The organism is Kitasatospora sp. NPDC101155, assembly GCF_044768305.1.
Classification (GTDB): Bacteria; Actinomycetota; Actinomycetes; order Streptomycetales; family Streptomycetaceae; genus Kitasatospora.
Genome location: NZ_JBIWPN010000055.1, coordinates 1 through 20,219, shown reverse-complemented (window position 1 = coordinate 20,219; position 20,219 = coordinate 1). Strand labels below are relative to the sequence as shown.

The 20,219-nt window shown below is 73.6% G+C and carries 19 protein-coding genes and 3 pseudogenes; 8 read left to right on the top strand and 14 right to left on the bottom strand.

Annotated elements, in window-relative coordinates:
- Positions 1-119: 119 nt before the first annotated feature.
- Positions 120-1,910, top strand: a complete 1,791-nt coding sequence (locus ACIRYZ_RS40095) for a non-ribosomal peptide synthetase (RefSeq protein ID WP_402953587.1) — start codon at positions 120-122, stop codon at positions 1,908-1,910.
- On the top strand, positions 1,907-4,762 hold the full coding sequence (locus ACIRYZ_RS40090) for a condensation domain-containing protein (RefSeq protein ID WP_402953586.1): 2,856 nt from the start codon (positions 1,907-1,909) through the stop codon (positions 4,760-4,762). Before ACIRYZ_RS40095 ends, ACIRYZ_RS40090 begins: the two co-directional genes overlap by 4 nt.
- Positions 4,763-5,061: 299 nt before the next feature.
- Here the strand turns inward: ACIRYZ_RS40090 and ACIRYZ_RS40085 are convergent, their stop codons facing one another.
- From ACIRYZ_RS40085 to ACIRYZ_RS40075, 3 genes are all read right to left on the bottom strand, one after another.
- On the bottom strand, positions 5,062-6,384 hold the full coding sequence (locus tag ACIRYZ_RS40085) for a VWA-like domain-containing protein (RefSeq protein ID WP_402953585.1): 1,323 nt from the start codon (positions 6,382-6,384) through the stop codon (positions 5,062-5,064).
- Positions 6,381-7,601 (bottom strand): AAA family ATPase, encoded by a 1,221-nt coding sequence (locus ACIRYZ_RS40080; RefSeq protein ID WP_402953584.1) that lies wholly within the window; start codon positions 7,599-7,601, stop codon positions 6,381-6,383. Before ACIRYZ_RS40080 ends, ACIRYZ_RS40085 begins: the two co-directional genes overlap by 4 nt.
- A gap of 138 nt (positions 7,602-7,739) precedes the next feature.
- A complete protein-coding gene (locus ACIRYZ_RS40075) occupies positions 7,740-9,101 on the bottom strand; it encodes a hypothetical protein (RefSeq protein WP_402953583.1) in 1,362 nt (453 codons plus the stop codon).
- A gap of 373 nt (positions 9,102-9,474) precedes the next feature.
- Here ACIRYZ_RS40075 and ACIRYZ_RS40070 point away from each other — a divergent pair, with 373 nt between their 5' ends.
- Positions 9,475-10,158 carry a polysaccharide deacetylase family protein gene (locus ACIRYZ_RS40070; RefSeq protein ID WP_402953582.1) on the top strand — a complete coding sequence of 228 codons (684 nt, stop codon included), beginning with the start codon at positions 9,475-9,477 and terminating at the stop codon, positions 10,156-10,158.
- 49 nt (positions 10,159-10,207) lie between these two features.
- Here the strand turns inward: ACIRYZ_RS40070 and ACIRYZ_RS40065 are convergent, their stop codons facing one another.
- Entirely contained in the window at positions 10,208-10,702 is a 495-nt protein-coding gene (locus ACIRYZ_RS40065; protein ID WP_402953581.1) for a DUF1772 domain-containing protein, read from the bottom strand.
- A gap of 159 nt (positions 10,703-10,861) precedes the next feature.
- On the opposite strand from ACIRYZ_RS40065, the gene ACIRYZ_RS40060 reads away from it, so the two are divergent.
- Complete coding sequence (locus ACIRYZ_RS40060) at positions 10,862-11,257, top strand: hypothetical protein (RefSeq protein ID WP_402953580.1); 396 nt, start codon at positions 10,862-10,864, stop codon at positions 11,255-11,257.
- A 189-nt stretch (positions 11,258-11,446) separates the two neighbouring features.
- Here ACIRYZ_RS40060 and ACIRYZ_RS40055 read toward each other — a convergent pair whose 3' ends face one another.
- Positions 11,447-12,025: a TetR/AcrR family transcriptional regulator gene (locus ACIRYZ_RS40055; protein WP_402953579.1), complete on the bottom strand. Its 579-nt coding sequence runs from the start codon at positions 12,023-12,025 to the stop codon at positions 11,447-11,449.
- A gap of 180 nt (positions 12,026-12,205) precedes the next feature.
- Here ACIRYZ_RS40055 and ACIRYZ_RS40050 point away from each other — a divergent pair, with 180 nt between their 5' ends.
- Positions 12,206-12,625, top strand: coding sequence for a hypothetical protein (locus tag ACIRYZ_RS40050; protein WP_402953578.1), 420 nt, complete (start codon positions 12,206-12,208; stop codon positions 12,623-12,625).
- A gap of 121 nt (positions 12,626-12,746) precedes the next feature.
- Here ACIRYZ_RS40050 and ACIRYZ_RS40045 read toward each other — a convergent pair whose 3' ends face one another.
- A complete protein-coding gene (locus ACIRYZ_RS40045) occupies positions 12,747-13,178 on the bottom strand; it encodes an SRPBCC family protein (protein ID WP_402953577.1) in 432 nt (143 codons plus the stop codon).
- Positions 13,179-13,313: 135 nt separating this feature from the next.
- Between ACIRYZ_RS40045 and ACIRYZ_RS40040 the strand changes: the two are divergent.
- Positions 13,314-13,400, top strand: a pseudogene (locus ACIRYZ_RS40040) (IS630 family transposase); the annotation flags it as partial.
- A gap of 67 nt (positions 13,401-13,467) precedes the next feature.
- On the opposite strand, the gene tpx reads toward ACIRYZ_RS40040, so the two are convergent.
- The 4 genes from tpx to ACIRYZ_RS40020 form a co-directional block, all read right to left on the bottom strand.
- On the bottom strand, positions 13,468-13,968 hold the full coding sequence (gene tpx, locus ACIRYZ_RS40035) for a thiol peroxidase (RefSeq protein WP_402953576.1): 501 nt from the start codon (positions 13,966-13,968) through the stop codon (positions 13,468-13,470).
- Positions 13,969-14,372: 404 nt separating this feature from the next.
- On the bottom strand, positions 14,373-14,795 hold the full coding sequence (locus ACIRYZ_RS40030) for a hypothetical protein (protein ID WP_402953575.1): 423 nt from the start codon (positions 14,793-14,795) through the stop codon (positions 14,373-14,375).
- Positions 14,796-14,849: 54 nt separating this feature from the next.
- Positions 14,850-15,113 carry a hypothetical protein gene (locus tag ACIRYZ_RS40025; protein WP_402953574.1) on the bottom strand — a complete coding sequence of 88 codons (264 nt, stop codon included), beginning with the start codon at positions 15,111-15,113 and terminating at the stop codon, positions 14,850-14,852.
- A gap of 164 nt (positions 15,114-15,277) precedes the next feature.
- Positions 15,278-15,796 (bottom strand): TetR/AcrR family transcriptional regulator C-terminal domain-containing protein, encoded by a 519-nt coding sequence (locus tag ACIRYZ_RS40020; RefSeq protein WP_402953573.1) that lies wholly within the window; start codon positions 15,794-15,796, stop codon positions 15,278-15,280.
- A gap of 498 nt (positions 15,797-16,294) precedes the next feature.
- Here ACIRYZ_RS40020 and ACIRYZ_RS40015 point away from each other — a divergent pair, with 498 nt between their 5' ends.
- Positions 16,295-16,756 (top strand): MarR family winged helix-turn-helix transcriptional regulator, encoded by a 462-nt coding sequence (locus ACIRYZ_RS40015; RefSeq protein WP_402953572.1) that lies wholly within the window; start codon positions 16,295-16,297, stop codon positions 16,754-16,756.
- Positions 16,757-16,868: 112 nt separating this feature from the next.
- Here the strand turns inward: ACIRYZ_RS40015 and ACIRYZ_RS40010 are convergent, their stop codons facing one another.
- Positions 16,869-17,102 (bottom strand): hypothetical protein, encoded by a 234-nt coding sequence (locus tag ACIRYZ_RS40010; RefSeq protein ID WP_402953571.1) that lies wholly within the window; start codon positions 17,100-17,102, stop codon positions 16,869-16,871.
- Between the two features lie 41 nt (positions 17,103-17,143).
- Positions 17,144-17,266 (bottom strand): annotated as a pseudogene (locus ACIRYZ_RS40005) (IS5/IS1182 family transposase); the annotation flags it as partial.
- Positions 17,267-17,309: 43 nt separating this feature from the next.
- Here ACIRYZ_RS40005 and ACIRYZ_RS40000 point away from each other — a divergent pair.
- Positions 17,310-17,786 (top strand): annotated as a pseudogene (locus ACIRYZ_RS40000) (transposase); the annotation flags it as partial.
- Here ACIRYZ_RS40000 and ACIRYZ_RS39995 read toward each other — a convergent pair.
- Positions 17,757-18,713, bottom strand: a complete 957-nt coding sequence (locus ACIRYZ_RS39995; protein WP_402953570.1) for a phosphotransferase family protein — start codon at positions 18,711-18,713, stop codon at positions 17,757-17,759. The pseudogene ACIRYZ_RS40000 and the gene ACIRYZ_RS39995 overlap by 30 nt on opposite strands.
- Before the next feature lie 295 nt (positions 18,714-19,008).
- Positions 19,009-19,356: an ArsR/SmtB family transcription factor gene (locus ACIRYZ_RS39990; protein WP_402953569.1), complete on the bottom strand. Its 348-nt coding sequence runs from the start codon at positions 19,354-19,356 to the stop codon at positions 19,009-19,011.
- Positions 19,357-20,219: the final 863 nt, after the last annotated feature.

Here is a 20,219-nt window from a genome sequence, read left to right as displayed (position 1 = left end):
CTGTCTCGCGGGTCCTCGCCGGGCCCGCCCAACCCGAGAGACGGGCCCTCGGCCCCGACCGTCCACCTGACCACCGGCGCCCCGGCCCTGCCGCCGGGGCGCCCGGAAGGGAAGCAGCCATGACGCCCACCCTCCCCAGCCTTGCCACCCTCCCCGCCCTGATCGCCCGGCAGGCCGAGCAGCACCCGAGCGCGCTCGCCGTGACCGACGGCTCCACCTACCTCACCTACCGCGAACTCCTGGACGCCTCAGGCCGGTTGGCCGCCGTCCTGGCCGCGCGCGGGATCGGCCCCGGCAGCGCCGTCGGTCTGCTCTGCGCCCGCTCGGCCCGCCTGGCCGTCGCCCAGCTCGCCGTCTGGCGGGCCGGCGGACACATCGTCCCGCTCGACCCGGCATACCCGCGCCCGCGCATCGCCGAGATGACCGCCGACGCGGACGCGCGCCTCGTCCTCGGCGACAAGGCGCTGCTCGCCGAGGCCGGACTGCCCGATGAGCGCACCCTGGTGCTGACCGAGCACGGCACCGAGGCCGCAGCCACGGCGGTGCCCGACGCCGCCGAGGCGGGCGCACCCGCCCTCGTCTACTACACCTCCGGCTCCACCGGCCGTCCCAAGGGCGTGCTCGTCCCGCACGGCGCCGTCGCCGACCTGGTCACCGCCCCCGACGCGGTCGCCCTCGGCCCGCGCGACCGGATGCTCGTCCACTCCACCGTCTCCTTCGACGGCGCCACCTTCGAACTGTGGGCCCCGCTCGCCCGGGGCGCCGCCGTCGCGATCTCCCCGGCCGAGCGGCCCTCCACCGAGGAACTCGTGCGCGACGTCGAGCGGTTCGGCGTCACCACCCTCTTCCTCACCACCGCGCTCTTCCACCACCTGGCCGCCAAGCAGTCGCGGATCTTCGGCGTGCTGCGCACCGTGGTCGTGGGCGGCGAGACGATGTCCGCCGAGCACGCCGGGGCCGTGCTGCGGGCCTTCCCGTGGCTGGAGCTCTACAACGGGTACGGGCCCACCGAGGCCACCACCTTCACCACCCTGCACAGGGTCACCCCGGCCGACTGCGAGCTCGGCGCGGTCCCGATCGGACGGTCCTTCGGCGGCGCCCGCACCCTCGTCCTGGACGAGCTGCTCGCGCCGGTGGAGCCCGGCACGGTCGGTGAGCTCTGGATCGCCGGCGGGCGGCTCGCCCAGGGCTACCTCAACCGGCCCGAGCTGACCGCCGAGCGCTTCCGCGAGCTGCCGGGCCACGGCCGCGCCTACCGCAGCGGCGACCTGGTGCGCCAACGGCCTGACGGCGTCCTGGAGTTCCACGGCCGCACCGACGACCAGGTCAAGGTCCGGGGCTTCCGGATCGAGCCCGGCGAGGTCGAGCACGCGCTGCTGCGGATCCCCGAGGTCGCCGAGGCGGCCGTGGTGGTCCGCCGGGCCGGGCAAGGCGACGCCGCGCTCACCGCCTGCGTGGTCCTCGCCGAGGGCGCGAGGCCGGCCGCCGAGACCCTGCGCGGCCTGCTCGCCGAGCGGCTGCCCGCCCACCTGGTACCCACCGCCTGGACCGTCCTCGACGCGCTGCCGCTCACCGGCAGCGGCAAGGTCGACCGGCGGGCGCTCGCCACCGCCCCGGACCCGGCCGTCGCCCCCGGGCCGGTCGAGGCCGCGCTCACCCCGATCCAGCAGGCCGTCGCCGAGGCCTGGAGCCGCGCCCTGGAACGCCGGATCACCGACCCCGCCGCCGACTTCCTCGCCGAGGGCGGCCACTCGCTGCTCGCCATGTGGGTCGTCGACGACCTGCGCGAGGACCTCGGCGTCGAACTCTCCCTCGCCGACTTCCTCGGCCACCCCACCGTGGCCGGCCAGGCCGAACTGCTGGAACTCGCCCTGCGGGCCGCCGACGACACCCCGGGAGCCGACCGATGAGCAGCACCGACCAGAGCGACCTGCTGCGCCGCGCCCGCCACCGCCGCGCCACCACCGCGCCCGACCGTCCGGCGGCCGACACCCTCGGCCCGGCCCCGCTCTCCCACGCCCAGCAGCGGATGTGGCTGATGGACCACCTCGGCCAGGGCGGCGCGCTCTACAACGTCCCGATCGCCACCCGGCTGCGCGGCCCGCTCGACCCGGACGCCCTGGCCGCCGCGCTCACCGCCCTCACCGAACGGCACGCCGCACTGCGCACCCGCTACCCGCGCCGGGGCGACCAGCCGTACCAGCAGGTCGAGCCGGCCGGCCCGGTGCCGCTGCCGATCGTGGACGCGGACGGCACCGACCGGCTCGCCGCCGAGGCCGCCCGGCCCTTCGACCTCGCCGCCGGCCCGGTGCTGCGCGCCCTGCTGCTCCGACACGGGCCCGAGGACCACAGCCTGCTGCTGACGATCCATCACATCGCCGTCGACGGCGGCTCCCTGCCCGTCCTCGCGGCCGACCTCGCCGAGCTCTACACCGCCGCCCGCGACGGCGTCGAGCCGGGGCTTCCGTCGCCGGGACTGCCGTACGCCGAGTACGCCCGGCAGGAGCGCGCCCGCGACGCCGAACTCACCGCCGCCGCCGACGCCCGCGCCGCCCACCTGGCCGGCGCCCGGCCGCTGGCGCTGCTGCGGCCCGTCCCGCCCGGAGCCCGCGAACGCCGCGCCGCCCTGCACGCCGCACCACTCGACCCCGCCACGGTCGAGGGCCTGCGGCAGCTCGGTGCCCGGCACGGCGCCACACTGTTCGCCGTCGTGCTCGCCGCCGCCTTCGCCACCCTGCGCACCGCCTCAGGACAGGACGACCTCACCCTGGGCTGCGCCAGCGGCCACCGCGCCCGGCCCGAACTGCGCCGGACCGTCGGCCTCGGCGTCAACACCCTCGCGGTGCGGGCGGAGTTGGCCGGGGAGGCGTCCTTCGCCGAGGTGCTCGCCCTGGTGCGCGGCGCGCTGCTCGACGCGCAGCAGAACCACCAGGTGCCCTTCGACCTGGTGGTCGAGCGGCTCGGCGCCGCCGCGCGCGGCGCCGACGGCACTCCGCTGCTCTCGGTCAGCTGCGACCTCGTCCAGCCCGTCACGCCGCTGGCGCTGCCCGGGCTCGACGCCGAGGACATCGAACTCAACCTCGGGCTGGCCAAGTTCGGCCTCACCCTGCTGCTGGAGGACGGGCCGCAGCCGCGCTGCCTGGTCCAGCACGACCGGGACGCGCTGGACGAGACGACCGCCGCGCGGCTGCTCGAAGCCTTCGCCGCCGTGCTCGGCGCGGTGGCCGAGGACGCGGACCTGCCGCTGTCGGAACTGCCCGGCAGCCGCCTGGTCGCCGCCCGGCACCCGGTGGCCGAAGCGCTGTCGGCCGACCCGAGGGTGGCCGAGGCGGCCGTGGTCGAGGCCGCCGACGGCCGGCCGCTCGCGTACGCGGTGGTGCGCGGCCCGGTCGCCCCCAGCGGCAGTGACCTGCGCGCCGCCCTGCGGCGCAGCATCGCCCCGGCCGAACTCCCGCTCGCCGTCACCCTGGTGGACCGGATCCCGCGCGCCGCGGACGGCACCGTCGAAGGCGACCGCCTGCCCGGCGCCACCCGGACCAGCGCCCCGGTGAGCGCCCCGACCACCGACCCGGCCACCGCCCCCGGGCGGACCGGCCCGCTCGACCTGGTCCGAACGGCCTTCGGTGAGCTGCTCGGCAGCGTCCCGCCCGCCGACGGCGACTTCTTCGCCCTCGGCGGCCACTCGCTGATCGCCGTCCAGCTCGCCGAACGCCTGCGCACCCGGGTCGGACTGCCGCTCACCGGCCTCGACATCCTGGAACAGCGCACGCCCCACGCCCTCGCCACCCTGCTCGCCACCCGCGAGGAGGAGCGCCGCGCCGCCCTCGCCCGGACCGGCGCCCGCCCCCGCACCGAGCCGCGCACCGGGACCGTGCTGCTCACCGGCGCCACCGGCGGCGTCGGCGCGGCCGTGCTGCAGGAGCTGATGGCCCAGGGCCGTCCGGTCCGGGTCCTGGTCCGCCCGGAGTCGGCGTACCTGCCGGCCCTGCACGGCGCTGAGATCGCCGAGGGCGACCTGGCCGACCTGGACAGCCTGTACCGCGCGGTCAAGGGCGTGGACGCCGTGATCCACGCCGCCTGCACCTTCACCGAGCACGCCACCGACGTCGCCGCGATGCGCGTCCTGCTGGACGGCTGGTCCGGCGGGCCGTTCGTCTTCGTCAGCAGCATCGACGCCTACGGGCGGCCGCCCGGCACCGACGTCGCCGAGGGTGGCCCCAGCGGCGCGCCGGTCACCCCGTACGGGCAGGCCAAGCTGGACTGCGAGCGACTGCTCTTCGAGGCGGCGGCCGAGGCCGGCGGGCGCGGCCCGGTCACCGCCGTGCGCGCCCCGATCGTCTGGGGCTCGCACCAGCGCCTGCGCGACCAACTCCGCTGGGGCTCCACCGGCGAGCTCTACCAGGCCGCCCTGGCCGGCCGCCCCGTCGCCCTGCCCGCCCCGGCCCCCGGCGGCCGGCCGAGCTGGACCGGCGCCGCCTGGGTGCACTCGGCGGCCCTCGCCCGCGCCCTGGCCGTCTGCGCCCTGCCCGACCACCCCGCCGCCGGGCGGGTCGTCAACGCGATCAGCGGGCACGTCTCCTGGGCGGAGTTCACCACCGAGCTGATCCGCCTGCTCGGTTCGGAGAGCTCCGTGGACCTGCGGCCCGACGCCGATGCCGACCTGCGCCGCCCCTGGCACTACCGGGCGGAGGCCCTGGCGGCCGCGCTGCGGCCGGAGCCGGGGGAGGACTGGCGCAGCGTCCTGGCGGCCATGGTCGGCTGAGGCCGGTACGTGAGGCGGAGGGGGGTCGGCACCGGACCCCTCCGCCCGCTACCGGAGCTGCCGCAACCGGGACGCGGCGATGCTGCGGATCCGCCCGGTCCGCCCGCGCTCGGCCCGGCGGTAGCGGGCGAACCACACGTGCTCGTCGGGATCCGGTCCGGGATGTCGGCCGACCCGCTCGCGCTCGCGTGGGAGGCAGCACCCGCTGCTCCGTACGACCGCCCCTGCGGGCCACGGTGTACCGGGACCGGACTCCGCCGCCGCGCCGCTCGCATCGGCCGGGAGCCCTCCCGACCGCCTCAGCCGATGGTCACCACCCGCGCCCACGCGGGCGGCGCGTCCGGGCGGTAGTCGGGGTTGCCCTCGTTGTACCGGACCGGTCTCCGGAACAGGCCGACCACCGTACGGCAGGACGGTGCGACCGCGGGCCAGGGAGTCTGCCCGTCCGTCAGCACCACCACCACGTCCGGCTGCGGCCGGGTGCGCAGCGCCGCCGCGAAGCCCGTGCGCAGATCGGTGCCCCCGCCGCCGATCAGGCTGATGCCCGCCGCCCGGCAGATCGGCTGGACGGTCTGCGCGGCCGCGTCGCAGGACAGGACGGTGACCTGGTCGTGGCGGCCGCCGACGGCCCGGCCGATCGCCGCGACCTCCAGCAGCGCGCTGCCCAGCTCGTCGTCGGAGACCGAGCCCGAGGTGTCGATCACCACCGAGACCCGGGGCGGGCGCCGCCGCAGGCTCGGCAGCACCACGCCCGGCAGCCCGGTCGAGCGGCGGGCGGGCCGGCCGTAGCTGTAGTCCCCGCCCGAGCCGGGCCCGGAGACCGCCGAGCGCAGCGCCGCGCCCAGCAGCTGGCGCCAGGGCTGCGGCGGGTGGAACGCCTCCTCGGCCCAGCGCCGCCAGCCCGCAGGAGCGTCGCCGGGGCGGGCCCGGATGCCCTCGGCGACCCGGAAGCGGACGGCGTCCCGCTCCTGCGGGGTCAGCCCGTCCGCGCCCTCCGGCCCCAGCTCCCAGGGGCGGTCCACGCCGTCGGCGCCGCTGCCGCAGTCCAGCCAGGCCAGGCCCGGCTTGCGCGGGTCGAAGGCGAAGCCGCGGAGGTAGTCCTCCATCAGCTGGCCCTCCGGCAGGTGGAGGCGCTTGGGCGTCAGGGCGCCCACAGGAGTGACCAGCCCGTCCCCGAACGCGTCGTCGTTGATCTCGCAGTCGGCGGCGATGTTCATCCGCAGCCGGTCGTCCCGGCCCGTCAGCCCGAGGTCGCGGGCCAGCCGGTCGCTGCGTCCGTGATGGTCGCGCAGCAGGTGCGAGACCTCGTGCACCCACACCGAGGCCAGGTCCTCCACCGGGGTGCGGTCGACGAAGAGCGGTGAGGCGTAGCAGCGCCAGTAGCGGTCCACGGCCATCGTCGGCACCTGCCAGGACTCCACCAGGTGCAGGGCGAACAGCGCGGTCGCCAGGTAGGGGCGGGCCCGGACGGCCTGCAGCCGGGCGGCGTACAGCTTCTCCAGGTCCAGCCGGCCGTCCTGCGGCTCGATCTGCCAGGCGGCGTCCCCGGGTTCGGGGGCCGCCCTGGCGACCTTCGGCCTGACGCGCTTGCCGACGTCCAGCGGCGTCACGCCCGCGCTCATCGGCGGGTCCTCGCGTCGGCCCGGGCGGCGGCGTGGTCGGCCCGCCGGGACAGGGCCACCGTCGAGGCCAGGTGCTCGATCGACTCCGGTACCTCCCAGTCCTCCCGGCGCAGGGAGGCCAGCGTGGTGGCCGGCACGACCACCACATCCGGCGCGCCGGTCTCCATCGCCCGCACCAGCAGCGCCCAGGCCGAGTCCCATCGCGCCCGCTCCGGCCGGTTGCGCACCGCGGCCACCACCCCGTCCAGCACCACCTGGCGCAGGTCCCCGCGCTCGGGCAGCACCGCGTTCGCCGGGTCGGCCAGCAACTCCTCCGGGTCCGGCAGGTCCATCCGGTCCATGCTCGCCATCAGCTCCAGCCCCGGACCGTCCCCGACCGTCCCCCGGACCAGCAGCGACAGCACCTCCCTGGAGGAGCCCGCCGCGGTGGCGAAGGCGATCAGCCGCAGCGTCATGTCCCAGCTGCGCGGGGACGGCCAGGCGCCGCCGCGCCGGGTCTCGGTGGTGGGCAGCCGGTGCACCAACTCCGGCCGGGCAGCGAGCAGTTCACACACCGCCCGGCGGGCGAGCGCGACCGCCGCCGACAGCTCCTGCGGGTCGAGCCGGGGGAGGGTGGCGACCGGCCACACCCCGCCGAGGCCGCGCACCACCACCTCGTGGTCGTGCACCCACTGCAGATGGACGAACCGGTTGGCCAGCGGCGGGCTCAGCTCCCACCCGTCGGCCGCCGAGGAACGCGGGTTGGCGGCGGCCACGATCCGTACGCCGGGCGGCAGTTGGAGCGCACCGATGCGCCGCTCCAGGACCAGCCGGAGCAGTGCGGCCTGGACGGCGGGCGGCGCGGTGGACAACTCGTCCAGGAACAGCAGCCCGCGCCCGGCCCGGACCAGCCGCACCGCCCAGTCCGGCGGGGCCAGCGGGACGCCCTGCTGCGCCGGGTCGTCGCCGACGATGGGCAGGCCGGAGAAGTCCGAGGGCTCGTGGACGCTGGCGATGACCGTGGTCAGCGGCAGCTCCAGCGCCTCGGCGAGCTGGTTGAGGGCGGCGGTCTTGCCGATTCCGGGCTCGCCCCAGAGCAGGACGGGCAGGTCGGCGGCGACGGCCAGGGTGAGGGCCTCCAGCTGGGTGTCGGCGCGGGGTTCGGTGCCGGTGTCGTTCAGCAGGTCGAGCAGCTCGTGGGCGACGTCGAGCCGGGCGGCGGGGGCGTGCGTGGGCATGGGTGATCACCTCGGGAAGTCGGAAGATCGGGAAGTCGGAGGCCCCGGGAGTCAGAGGCTCCCGGAGTCTGAAGCTCCGGGAGTGGGAAGCTCCGGGATTCGGAAGTGGACGGTCTCAGCAGGGATTTCGGCAGGGCTTCAGCGCGTGCCGGTGCGCGGGTTGCAGCGAGGCCTGCAGCGCGGGCCGCAGTGGGCGGAGGTGTACCTGTGGGAACTGTGCAGGCACGGGCGCCGCCGGAACGGGAAGCCGCCCGGCCCAAGGTCGGTCAGGCCCGCCCGGTAGAGGCCGTAGGCGATCCGGCGCTGCGCGGCCGCCGCCAGTTCGTCCCGCAGCGGGCCCGGGCGCAGGACCGCCTGCGGACCGAGCAGGTCCTCGACCGCGGCCAGCGCCCCGGCGGTGTCACCGTGGTCCAACCGCTCGCGCACACCGACCAGTTCGGTCGGATCGCGGTGCGCCTGGTCGACGGCCCGCAGACAGGGCAGCGGGGTGCCGGACAGCGCGGCCAGCAACTCCTCGCGGCGCAGCTGGGCCGGGTCGTGGTCGATCGGGGTCAGCACCCCGTTGACCACGGCGATCCGGTGCCGGGCGCCACGACATTCCACCAGCCTTTGCGCGGCCGGAGGTTGGAGCGTCCGTCGCGTCTGGTGCCCGGGCGCCAGCGCGGCCGCGACCAGCGGATGCAGCCGGTCAGGATCGATCGCGCCGCTGCGCAGCAGGGCGAGGTCGGGCGGCACCCAGGTCGCCGCGTCGGGCAGCAGGGGCAGCGCCCGGACGTTCCCGGCGGCCTCCGCCACGGGCTCGCCGGGCCTGAGCAGCAGCCGCCGTCGACGCCCGAGCCGTACCACGACGGGCCCGGCGGGGAGTCCTTCGGCGTGCAGCAGCAGCTCGGCCTCGGCGGCCCACCGGTCGACGGCGCAACGCGGTTCGGGTGCACCGAATTCCGTCGATTCCGGGGAGCCTGGCGGGCCTGATCCGGCGCGCGCGGCCAGCTCCTCGCTCCGGTCCGCGTCCCACAGGTGCCGGTGCAGGTCGTAGCGGAACCGCCGGCTGGGATGCGGGTGCGGGTGCGGGGGCCCGCCGTCGTCGTAGCCGTCCCAGAGCGCGAGGCTGACGTGCTGCCCGTACGCTGCCCAGGCGGGTGGCGTACGGACCACCAGGGACACCGGTCGCTCGCCCGGGTAGCGGGCCAGCGCCATGGTGAGCCCAGGCCGCAGCAGTCCGTCGGGCGCGGTCCTGGGCAGGTGCCAGCGCAGCAAGTCCGGTGCCAGTCGGCGCAGATCGCCGCGTACCCGGTCAGCGAGCTGGTGCCCGTGGTCGCGCACGACGTCCCGCAGCCGGAACTCGATGTCGACGTTGGCGGCGGCGCAGGCCCCGGCCCAGTCGCCGGCCAGGCGACGCGCGGTGGCGGTTTCGATCATGGAGGGCGGTACGGCGTACTCGCGTACGCGCCGCCAGAAGGAGAGCTGGGAGTCGTGCCCGTTCGCGGTGTGAGTGTTCATCAGCACTCACCTTGCGCGGACGGGACCTCCGATCTGTGAACAGCGAAAGTGGTCATCGCCGGGGAGCATAGCGCCCGCCGCCGTCATCCGCCACACCCGTTGGCCCCGCGACGGCCCGCCGGCGCTCAAGGACCGCTGGAGGGCAGGTCGAGGGAGCGGTTCAGGCCGACCTGGCCGACGCGACCGGTCGATCGCTTAGCAGCGCGAGCCGCCCGCCGTCCGCGCTCGGCCGTACGAACTCGTCCTCGGCTGCGGTCAACCCGTCGTCCGGCTGGCCGATTTCACCCCCTTTCGCCCACGGGGCGGTCGCGGCAGCGGTGCGCCTCGACGCAGAATGGTCGGTACACGGGACTTCCGATCGCAGGGGGCTGGCATGGTCGTACAACCGTTTGGGTGCAAGGCAGTTGGGCGGGCCCGGACCGCGATCGGTGCCCTCGCCGTCGCGCTGGTGGCGGGCGTGGCGGTCGGCGTGCCGGCCGCACCGGCGGAGGCGGCCGGGGGCAAGGTCGTGTACCTGACCTTCGACGACGGCCCCAGCCCCACCTACACGCCGCGGATCCTCTCCGTCCTCGACCGCTACGGGGTGCACGCCACCTTCTTCGAGATCGGCGAGAACGTCGCGGCCCACCCCTCGCTCACCCAGCAGGTCGCCCGCCATGGCCACAGCGTGCAGAACCACTCCTGGTCGCACCCGGACCTGCGCCGGCTCTCCGCTTCCTCCTTCAACGCCCAGGTGGGCAACACCGATCGGGCCATCAGCGCCCAGACCGGCCGCACCCCGAAGTGTCTGCGCCCGCCGTACGGCGCGGTCAACGCCACGGTGCGCGCCCGGGCGGCGGGGCTGGGCAAGCAGGTGGTGCTCTGGTCGGTCGATCCGACGGACTGGTCCCGACCGGGGACGGGAGCGATCCAGTCGCGGGTGCTGAAGAACATCCGCCCGGGCTCGGTGATCCTGCTGCACGACGGCGGCGGGGACCGCAGCCAGACCGCCGCCGCGCTGCCGACGATCCTGTCCACCCTCAAGGCGCGCGGCTACAGCTTCGGGATCCTGTGCTGACCTGGTGTGCGTAGCCGAGTTGGGGGGCTGGTTGGGGATCTCGAGGGCGTCAGCCCCGCCCGTCGAGGACCAGCGCCCAGGTGAGGCACCCGAGCGCGGCGGTGCACAGCAGGGCGCGCAGCACGTTGAAGCGCACCCACCGCGCCTCGAAACGCCCGCGCACCGCCGCCGGGTCGGTGATCTCCTTCGGCGCGCCGGCGGCCGCGAGCTCGTCGTTCAGCGGGACGTTGACCGACCGGGTGACCCCGATCGCCGCCACGTACAGCACCAGCGCGGCCACGGTCGCGGGCAGCGCGTCATGGCCGTCCGAGGGCAGGTGCAGGACGACCGAGGCCGCCGTGGTGAGCAGGGCGCCGACGAAGCCGAGCACGAACCAGCCGTTCAGGATCGCCACGTTGACGCGCTGCATGACCTCGATGAACATCCGGTCCTCGACCCGGGCGAGCGCGGGCATCACCGAGCAGGCGTAGGCGTAGAACAGTCCGGCGCTCAGTCCGCAGGTCACGGTGGCCGCCACCAGGACGAGTGTGCGTGCCGTCTCCATCTTCGCGGCCCCTCTGTCTGTTCGGCGTCCGTCGGGTATCGGTCCGTTCTCCGTGGACCGATCATCCGACATCCGGGTCGCCCGGGCCACCTCGATCGCTCAAGATCTTCTCGCGTGACGAGTCGTCAAATCTCGGCCCCGATGTCCGTACTCGGCGGCATGGACACTCTGACGGGGCTCCTCGACGGCCCCAGGGCCCGCGGTCAACCAGTTGAGACCGCCGAGCTGGCTGATCACGACCGGGACGCGCGGGTGGCGGCGGGCGAGGTCGGCCAGCGTCGCCAGGTCACCGGCGGTGGTCGGCGCGAACCCGTGCACCACCGCCTGAAGGCCGCGGAGAGGGCGAAGGCGTTGCCGCAGCCCACCTTGCGGGCGGCGAAGGCGACGCTGCACTCGGGCGCGCGCAGCAGGAACGTCGAGCTGGCCCGGGAGACCCCGAACGTGTACCTGGACCTGTCGACGGCGAACGTCGTGTTCGCCGCCCGCCTGGCCATCCAGGAGGTGCCCGACCGTACGATCTTCGGCTCGGACGCCCCTATGGCGACCCGGTCCTGACCCGCTCCTTCGTCGAGCGCGTCACCTCCCCGGGCGAGCTGCGTGACCGCGTCCTCGGCGGCACCTTTGCCGAACTCCTGGGCCTCTGAGCCGACTTGAGGAGCCAGCCCCCGGGGGGCGGCTCGCCCCCGACGGGGGTGGGGGCGAGCGGTCACCGTCCGGTGGTGGCGGTGGTGGTGATGGCCGTGCTCAGCCGGGATACCGGTGTGCGACCAAGGATTTCGCTGTGCGCGCCACCTGTTCGAAGGGTTCGAGATCGCCGGCGGCCCGGCACAGTACGTGCGCGCCCTGCAGCAGCGTGATCAGGGTCGCAGCGAGGCCGCGGGTGGCGTCGGAGCCGAGCCCCGCAGCGGTCAGTCGCTCCGCGAGCTGGTCCACCCATGACGCGAACGCCGTCGACGCGACCTGGCGAAGCATCGCGTCATCGGCCTCCGCGCCCGCCCCGACCGTGACCGCCGCCACCGCGCACCCTCCGCCCGCGGCAGAGGCCGCGAGTACGGGCCTGACCAGTTCCAGGAAGGCCTCGACGACCTCCGACGGCCCGTCCTCCACTGGCAGCGCGGCGAGGCGGGCGCGGACCTCGCAGCCGTTGCGTTCCGCGGCCTCGGCGACGAGTTGCGCCTTCCCGCCGGGGAAGTGGTGGTAGATCGCGCCGCGGGCGGCGCCACTGCTCGCCAGGATGTCGGTGAACGACATGCCCGCCACGCCCCGGTGCTGGAGCGCCGCGACGGTCGCCTCGATCATGCGCTCGCGGGTCTCGCCGGCCAAGGTCGCCTCCGATCGTGAGCCTGGTGGTTGTGCGTGGTCGTCGTGCGTCGTGGTCGAGCGTCGTGGTCGTGCCCGGCGATCGACCGGGCCGCGCCTTCGCGCCCGCTTGACTAGTACGCCCATCCTAGCCCAAGCTGGACTAGCTAGGACGTCCGTACTAGTCACTCCCGGGAGGGCCTCATGCCCATCACCGTCACCGCGCCGCGCGGCGTCCTCACCCCCGCCGGCGAGCGCGAGATCCTGCCGCAGTTGACCGTCGCCCTGACCGAGGCCAGCGGCCTTGCCGGAAACCCCGGCTTCACGTCGATGGTCGGCGGCACCGTCCACATCCTCGCCCCGGAACACGTCTACGCCGGAGGTGCGAACCGCCCCGTCGTCATGGTCGAGCTGAAACTCCCCGACATCGGCCTCCCGACCGCCGAGGCCCGCGCCACGTTCATCCGGGCCGCCACGGACATCGTCGAACGCCTGACCGTCGACGGGCACCACAACGACGACACGTGGATCAACATCCTGAACGCCCGGGACGGAGCCTGGGGCATCGGCGGGAAGGCCCTCGCCAACGCCGACCTCGCCGCCGCCATCACCGCCGCTGCCTGACCCACCAGCCGCACGGTCCGGCCGACCCGGGAGACCCCGGACCGGCCGGACCGTGCCGGGGATGTCATGAGCCGGTCTTCCGGTCGGGGCCTTCGGTGTTCTCCGGCTTCACACCGGACAGCTACCGCTCCGACTCCACCAGGTTCTTGAACTGCTCCAGGCCGCCCCGGACGGTGTTCTCGATCCGGTGGACCTGGGCCATGCCCCGCGGGCCGCCGAAGGCGTCGTGGATCGACTCCGGCTCGTACTCCAATTGCACTTGCACCTGGCTGTGCTCTCGGTCCAGCGACCGCACGGAGAGGGTGCCCTTCAGCTCCGGACTGCCCTGCGTCTCCCAGGCCAGGACCTGCTCGTTGCCACGGTCGGTGAGAACGGCATCGAACTCCCGCTGCACCTCGCCGGCCCGCACGTCCAGATGGGCACGGTCGCTGCTGGGCGCATAAGCACGTTCGACGTTGTCCATGAACGTCGAATAGGCCTCGATGTCGTGCAGCCGACCCCAGACCTCCTGCGCGGGGGCGTCGATGGTGATCTGTTCCCTAAGCCTGCTCATCGCGAACCTCGCCTCCTGGCCCGGAACACCGGTCCTCTTGGGTTCTTCCAGCCTGCGCCGCCGACACATGCCCGGCAACCAGGGGCGGGAAGCGGCTCCGCGTGCGTCGGTGTCCCGACCACTGCGTCGGCCGGCGCATCCTTCGGACCGCTGAGGCGGTTCACGATGGCGAACTCGAACCGCCCGGTCCGGACCCGAGCCCTCCACGGCTACCTGCGGTGGGGGCCTGCCCCGCACTCCCTGTGTTCTGGTGTGGGGGTGTGGGGCGGGCTGTGGGTGTGTCGTGGGGTTAGTTGAGGGCGGCGAGGGCGGCGTGGTAGTTCGGTTCGTCGGCGATTTCGGGGACGAGTTCGGTGTGCAGGACGGTGTCGTTCTCGTCGAGGACGATGACGGCGCGGGCGGTGAGGCCGGCGAGGGGGCCGTCGTTGATGGAGACGCCGTAGGTGTTGTGGAAGTCGCGTCCGCGCAGGGTGGAGAGGGTCTTGACGTTGTCCAGGCCTTCGGCGCCGCAGAAGCGGGCCTGGGCGAAGGGCAGGTCGGCGGAGATGCACAGCACGACGGTGTTCTCCAGTGCGCCGGCCTGGGCGTTGAAGGTACGGACCGAGGTCGCGCAGGTCGGGGTGTCGATGCTCGGGAAGATGTTGAGGACCTTGCGCCGGCCGGCGAAGTCCTTCAGCGAGGTGTCTGCGAGTCCGGCGTCGACCAGGGTGAACGCGGGGGCCTGGCTGCCGGTGGCGGGCAGCGTGCCGCCGACCTGGACCGGGTTCCCCTTCAGCGTGACCTGAGCCATGAAAAGCCTCCTACCAGCGGTATACGGGTGACAACGCCGTTGATCCTACTGCCCGCCCCTGCCCCCGCACGCCCTGTGACCGAGGGCCGGACAGGAGCGGGGCCGCACCGGCTGCGGCCTGTGCCCGGGTGCGGTTCCGGGTCCGTGTATGGGGCAGGTGTTTGGGGTTCAGGCGCGGGGTGACCGTGGTAACGGCGGTCTCTCGCCGCTGCCGGATGGCCCGTGCCCGCTCGGCGGCCCTGAGTCACTGGCGGTCCGCCACGCGCTGTCGCGCCCTGGATTGCTGGTACGGCACTGTTCGCCTTCGAGACGGTCGCCTCTGGCTGAGGCGGCCGTCAGCTTGCGCAGGGAACACCGGTTCGCGTCCTGGCCCGGGGCGTTGGCCTGGCCTGGCCTGGCCTGGGTTAGGGGCGGGTGGCTTGGAATACCAGTTCGCGTCCGGGTCTGTCGGGCGCGTCGTGTACGGCGTGCACGGTGAAGCCGGCTGCGGCGAGGTCGGCCTCGACTTCGGCGCGGGTGCGGAAACGCAGGGGGGAGGTGGAGGTGAGTAGCTGTCCGTCGTGGTGGTGGAGGCGGTAGGTGTGGCGGAAGGTGACGAGTGGGAGGTCGACGGTGAGTAGGTCGAGCCAGTGTTCCACCCGCCTGCCGCCCGGTAGTTGGGTGAAGGTGAGGGTGGCCTCGGGATGCCAGTTCTGCCAGGCGCGGTAGGCGGGGTCGCGGGTTTCGAAGGCCGGCCGGCCGCCGGGGCGCAGCGCGTCGAGGGCTGAGGCCAGGGTGGTGTGCCAGGCGTGGTCGGTGGTGATCTCCTGCGCGGTGTTGTCGGCCATCACGGCCAGGTCGGCGCCCGGAGTGTCGGGCAGTACCGTGGCGTCTCCGTGCAGTCAGTGCACCGTGTCCGCGCCGGGTTTGGCGCGCGTCACCGCCAGACTGGCCCGTGTCGGGTCCACTGCCCACACCCGTAGCCCGCGTTCGGCCAGGGCCAGGGCGAGTACGCCGGTGCCGTACCCGAGGTCGACCGCACACTGCGCATCCGTTTCGCGGGCCAGGTGCAGGTAGGGTGCGAGGTCGGTGCGTGTACCCGTGACGTGGTCGTGCAGCGCGGCCGGACGCGGGTCGGTGAACGACTCACCGGCCGTTGCACACACCGCGGTTCACCAAATCGCCGAATCACCGATCATGCGTGTGACGGTACGTCAGTTCGCCGATTTGTTCAGCTGCGTTCGCACCGCCTGGACGCAGGTCCTGTGCCGGGGCGTCCCTCGCCGCCGTCCGTCGCCCACCTGTCGGGCCGGGCCGGGGCGAGGGTGGGTCAGTGGGTGGTTGGGAGGGCGGCGGCGATGCAGTCGAGGACGCGTTCGAGTCCGTGGTGGAACTGTTCCTCGCGGCTCAGGCGCGGTTGGCGTGCCTCCGGTGCGATCTTCGCGAAGACGGGGTGCCGGCCGCTGTCCAGCAGGTGCTGGATGTAGGGGTAGTGGCGCGCGGTCCATTCGGGCTCGCCGAGGCCGTTGCGGCGCATCTCCTCGGCCTGGGCGACCTCGTCGCGGGCGGCGGACTCGACGTAACCGTTGAGTACGGCCATCAGGGCGAGGTTCTCGTCGATGGGCACGTGGGCGTCGAGTACCCCCATCACGTGCTCGATCAGTCGCAGCTGGTGGGGGCCCAGGCCGGGCAGTGAGCGGTTGACGGTGGCGATCCAGGGGTGGCGCAGCCACATCGCGCGCAGTCCGTGGGCGTAGCGGGTCAGGTCGGCGCGCCAGTGGCCGGAGGGCATGCCCTCGACGTCGATCTCGCCCGTCAGGTGGTCGGCCATCAGCTGGAGCCCGCTCACCCGCCGACCACCTCCTGACACTGCGCCACCTCCGGCTCAGCCCGGCCCGGCCAAGGCGGCGCGGCTCGCCGAGGTGCTGGCCGCACTGGTCGAGGCGACGGGGGAGGACTCGGAGGGCGAGCCGGTGTGCGGCCTTCTGGTGACGCTCTATCAGCAGGCCGGGGCGCTGCCGTCTCGACCTGGAGATCGAGGAGGACCTGGATCCCGACACGGCCTTGGCGCGGCTTTGGGGCGTGCGTACGTGACGGCGTGGGGCCCCTTGTCGGTCGCCGGGAGCCGGCCGGGCCGGCTCTGCCCGGCCCGGCAACTGTCCGCGGCGGGGCGGCGGATGCGGAGCGGGCCGAACTGGGGTCTGCCGCGAAAGTGCTGGCTGCAGCCGCTCGTTGAGGACTGCGACCGGCATGGTCGTCACGCGGGGCACGGCAAGTTCCTCGTATCTCGTGGCGGCAGCGCTGCGGCCTTGACCTCAACCGCACTTGAGGTCCTAGCTTGGCGATCATGACGACTGTGAACACCCCGAAGAACGGCACCGCCACGCCCGGCCAGCGGCCCATCGCCCTGGTCGCCTGGAGCGCCACCGAGGCGATCCTGCGGCACTCGCAGGCCGCCCTGGCGCGCATCGACGTGACCCAGCCCCAGTGGTGGGCGCTCAACAACATCGTCCGGGCCGAGCAGGGCCTCACCAGGGAGGAGATCCGCGCGGTGGCCGTACCCTACGGCATGGGCGCCCAGGTGATGGTCCACGCCGTCGACGCCCTCGTGCACCGGGGCTGGCTCGGCATCGGCGCGGACGGCCGGCTGACCCTCGCGGAACAGGGCCGCGGGGGCCTGGTGACGGCGAAGGAGCACATGGACCGGGTGCGCGCGCAGATTCTCGGCGACATCACGGAGGAGGAGTACGCGACTGCGGTCTCCGTGCTCCAACGCGTCACCGACAACCTCGCCCAGGGGCTGTTGTGAAGGTGCTGGTCGCAGCCACTTCGCGTCGCCGGCCTGGCCGGGTGTGAGGACGAACGCCAGCGGGTAGCAGCGGCAGTCCGCGGCATGGTGGATCTTCGTTGGATCTTGATGGTCAGCCCGCCGCGGGAGCGTCCGAGGGCGTGGTCGTGCGGCTCGCCGGCCGGGGCCCCTTTCGACGGGCCCCGGCCGCGTGCTGGTGGGCGCGCACGATCGTGGAGTCGACTGCGACGACCCGGTCCAGGTCGCCCTCGGCGCCGGCTTGCGCCAGGAGCTCGGTGGACACGCGCTCCCAGGTGCCGTCCGCAGCCCACGTCCGCAGCCGGTTGTGGACTGGACGTCCTTCCATGACCCGAACCCCGGGGGCGGCGCCATCCACGGAGCCTCCGTGCGGTACTTCCACGCGATCGCGTCGATCACCTGCCGGTGATCACGTCGGCGCCCGCTCCGTTTGCGCGTCCGGTCCGGCAGCAACGGCTCTGTCCGTGCCCGCCGCGCGTCAGTCAATGGCACACGCCCAGACCAGCGATCCGATGATCCGCAGGAAACGGCCTAGACCCGCCCGCACGGGGTCAGGCACCTGTTCGCCGCCTACGACCTGGGCACGGACAGGCTCTACGGCCACATCAAGGCGAGGAAGCACCGCGCGAGATTCCTGGAGTTCTGCCGCTACCTGCGCAGCCTCTACCTGCCCGAGATCCGCATCGCGATCGTGCTCGACAACTACTCCCCGCATCTGAGCACGGAGAAGGACACGCGGGTCGGCGACTGGGCCGCGGACAACAACGTCGAGTTCGCCTACACCCCGACCAACAGCTCCTGGCTCAACCGCATCGAGGCCCGGCTCGCCGCCCTGCGCTACTTCACCCTCGACGGCACCGACCACGCCAGCCACAAGGAACAGGGCAGCATGATCCGCCGCTGCATCATCTGGCGGAACAAGCACGCCGCCGATGAACGCCTACGCGCAGTCGTCGCCAGGGCAAACGTTGCTGATACGGCACTAGGTGTAGCGGTCGAGGAGGGCGTGTAGGTAGTTTTCCAGGCGGTTGGTCAGTATGTCGGGGGTTAGGTCGGTGCGGCCGAGTTCGCGCCAGGGTTCGGCGACTTTCTGTGCGTCGGGGGCGAAGGCGAGGGCGTCCAGCAGTCGCCAGTACAGGTGGTCGGGGCCGTGTGTGGTGAGGTGTCCGCCGGCGTGTTCGTAGGCGTCGGCGAAGGCCATGCCGGTCTGGGGGCCGTGGAGCAGGGCCAGGGTGGTGGAGCAGTGGGCCACGTCGAGGTCGGCCGGGCCCCAGGAGGTTTCCACCCAGTCGACTACCGCGCTGACCGCGAGCTCTGCTCCGGTGCCGGTGAACAGTACGTTGCCGGGGTGGAAGTCGCGGTGCAGGAAGCAGGAGCGGTGTGCGGGTGCTTCGCGGCGGATCGCGTCCACGGCGCGTTCCCACAGGGCGCCTCGGGCGGTGGTGGCGGGCACCTGGACCCGTTCCGGGGCCGTCCATGCCTGCCAGGCGCGTTCACGCCCGGCCTCGGGTACTTCGACGGCGTGTATCGCGGCCAGTTGTCCGGCCAGCAGCGCGATGCGTCGCTGCACGTCTTCGTCCTGCCCGACCCGTACCTCGCCCGGCAGGTGGGTCATCACCAGTGACGGATCGTCACACCAGGCCCCCTGCTCGTCCACGGCCCGCAACGCGGGCGCCGGTACGGCACCGGTCTCCAGCAGACGCAGCACCCGCGCCTCCCGGGCCAGCAGGCCGGGCGCGTGGCGGCGGTAGAACGGTTTGACGAAGGAACGCAGCACCAGCGCGTACGGGGCGCCGGGGCCCTCGACGTCCAGGCGGCGCATCCGCGAGGTCCACCCGCCCTTCAGGGGCGTCACCCGCGCGATCCGCTCACCGGGCGCGAGCGCGCCCTCCACCCACCGGCGCGTGCCGGCCCACCCCCAGGCGTCGTCCTCGATCACGCGCGGCAGCCTACGCCCCGCCCCGACCGGCCCACCCGCGGCCCCCGCACCAGCTCGCCCGTGGCCCCCCGCGGCGGTGGGACCGTGGTCCTTCGGCGAAGGATCTGCGGCGTGATCACATCCGTGCGAGGCGCGCCGGATTCCCCTTGTTCCGATCCGGATCGATGTTTGACGCCGGGTCCGGCCGGGGCTTGGGTGGTGAGCGGCGGTCCCCGCGGCGGCCGGCCCGTGGCCCGAGGAGGATGTTGTCGCCTGGGTTCTGGAGATTGCCGGGAGTGGGTGGGTGTGTGGCTGGTCAGGGTGTTTGTCGGGCTTCGGCGTCGGCGGCGGCGACCACGGCCTGTAGCAGGCCTGGGAAGCGTCCTTCCAGTTCCTGTGTGCGCAGGGCGTTCATTTTGGTGGTGCCGACGTAGTACTGGCGTAGTACCCCTGCTGCGCGTAGGACCGAGAAGTGGTGGCTGGAGGTGGAGCGTCCGACGGGTAGGTCGAAGGAGCCGCAGCTCAGGTCGCAGGGTGCGTGCGCGAGGGTGCGTACCACTGTCCTGCGGGCCGGATCGGCGAGGGCCTCCAGTACCTGTTGGACGCTCACGTCTTCCACGCCGGGGTGCGCGATCACCCGTTGTGCCGTGCGTGTCCGTCCCACACTCACCACCTCTTCCCAAGCCCGGACCCCCGTCTGTCGTCACCAACAGCCGCGTACCGTGCGCGACTTCACGCCAGACGCTACTACGGCGGCGGGCCCCGTCACGCCTGCTCCGTCATGCCTGCCGTGATACCTGCGTGACGCCCGCGCGGCTTTGCGCCCGTTCCTCGCGCGGCTTTGCGCCCGTTCCTCGCGTGTGTGCGAGCACCCCGTACGGCATCCCACCGGCGCACCTGTCGGCACGCACACGGGGGAGGGCGGTGTCAGGCCGCCGTCCTGGCTGCCGCGGTCCTGCTGGCCGCTGCCGTCCTTGTTCGTCTGGTCATTCGTGTTCTCGGCCTTGATCTGCCCCTCCTTGGTCGGGATCGTCGCTGGACGTGACCTCGATCGCCCGTCGCGTGTCGGCGGGTGTGTCATCGCTGTCGGCGACGAGGACGTCCGCAGCCGTGAACGTGGCCCGGGGCGGCCTGTTGTGCAGCCTGCGCCTGCGCTTGCGCCCTGCTGGCCGTCCTGTGCGTGGCTGGCGGTCGCGCCCTGGTCTGGGCCTTTGCCGTCACCGGTCCCGTGGGCGCCGTCCGTCTCCTCGACGCGGCGGGCGTCGGATCCGTCGTTGCGTGCGGTGGTGGCGAGCGGCTGCCGGGCGGCGGCGGGGGGAGGGCCGGGGCCGGGTCGTCGGGGTCGTGGACCGCAGGGGCTGCAGGGGCGGGAGGATGCTGTATGGCGAGGGGCGGGCTCTCGACAGATATCTCTCACTGAGAGCTAAAATCGGGCTCTTCTGCTCCATCCGTGGGCGTCCTCGGGGTGCCTGACGCAGTGCACGCCGTCCCCCGTGCAGATCTTGAGGTGCTGAAGCCTGAGATCGA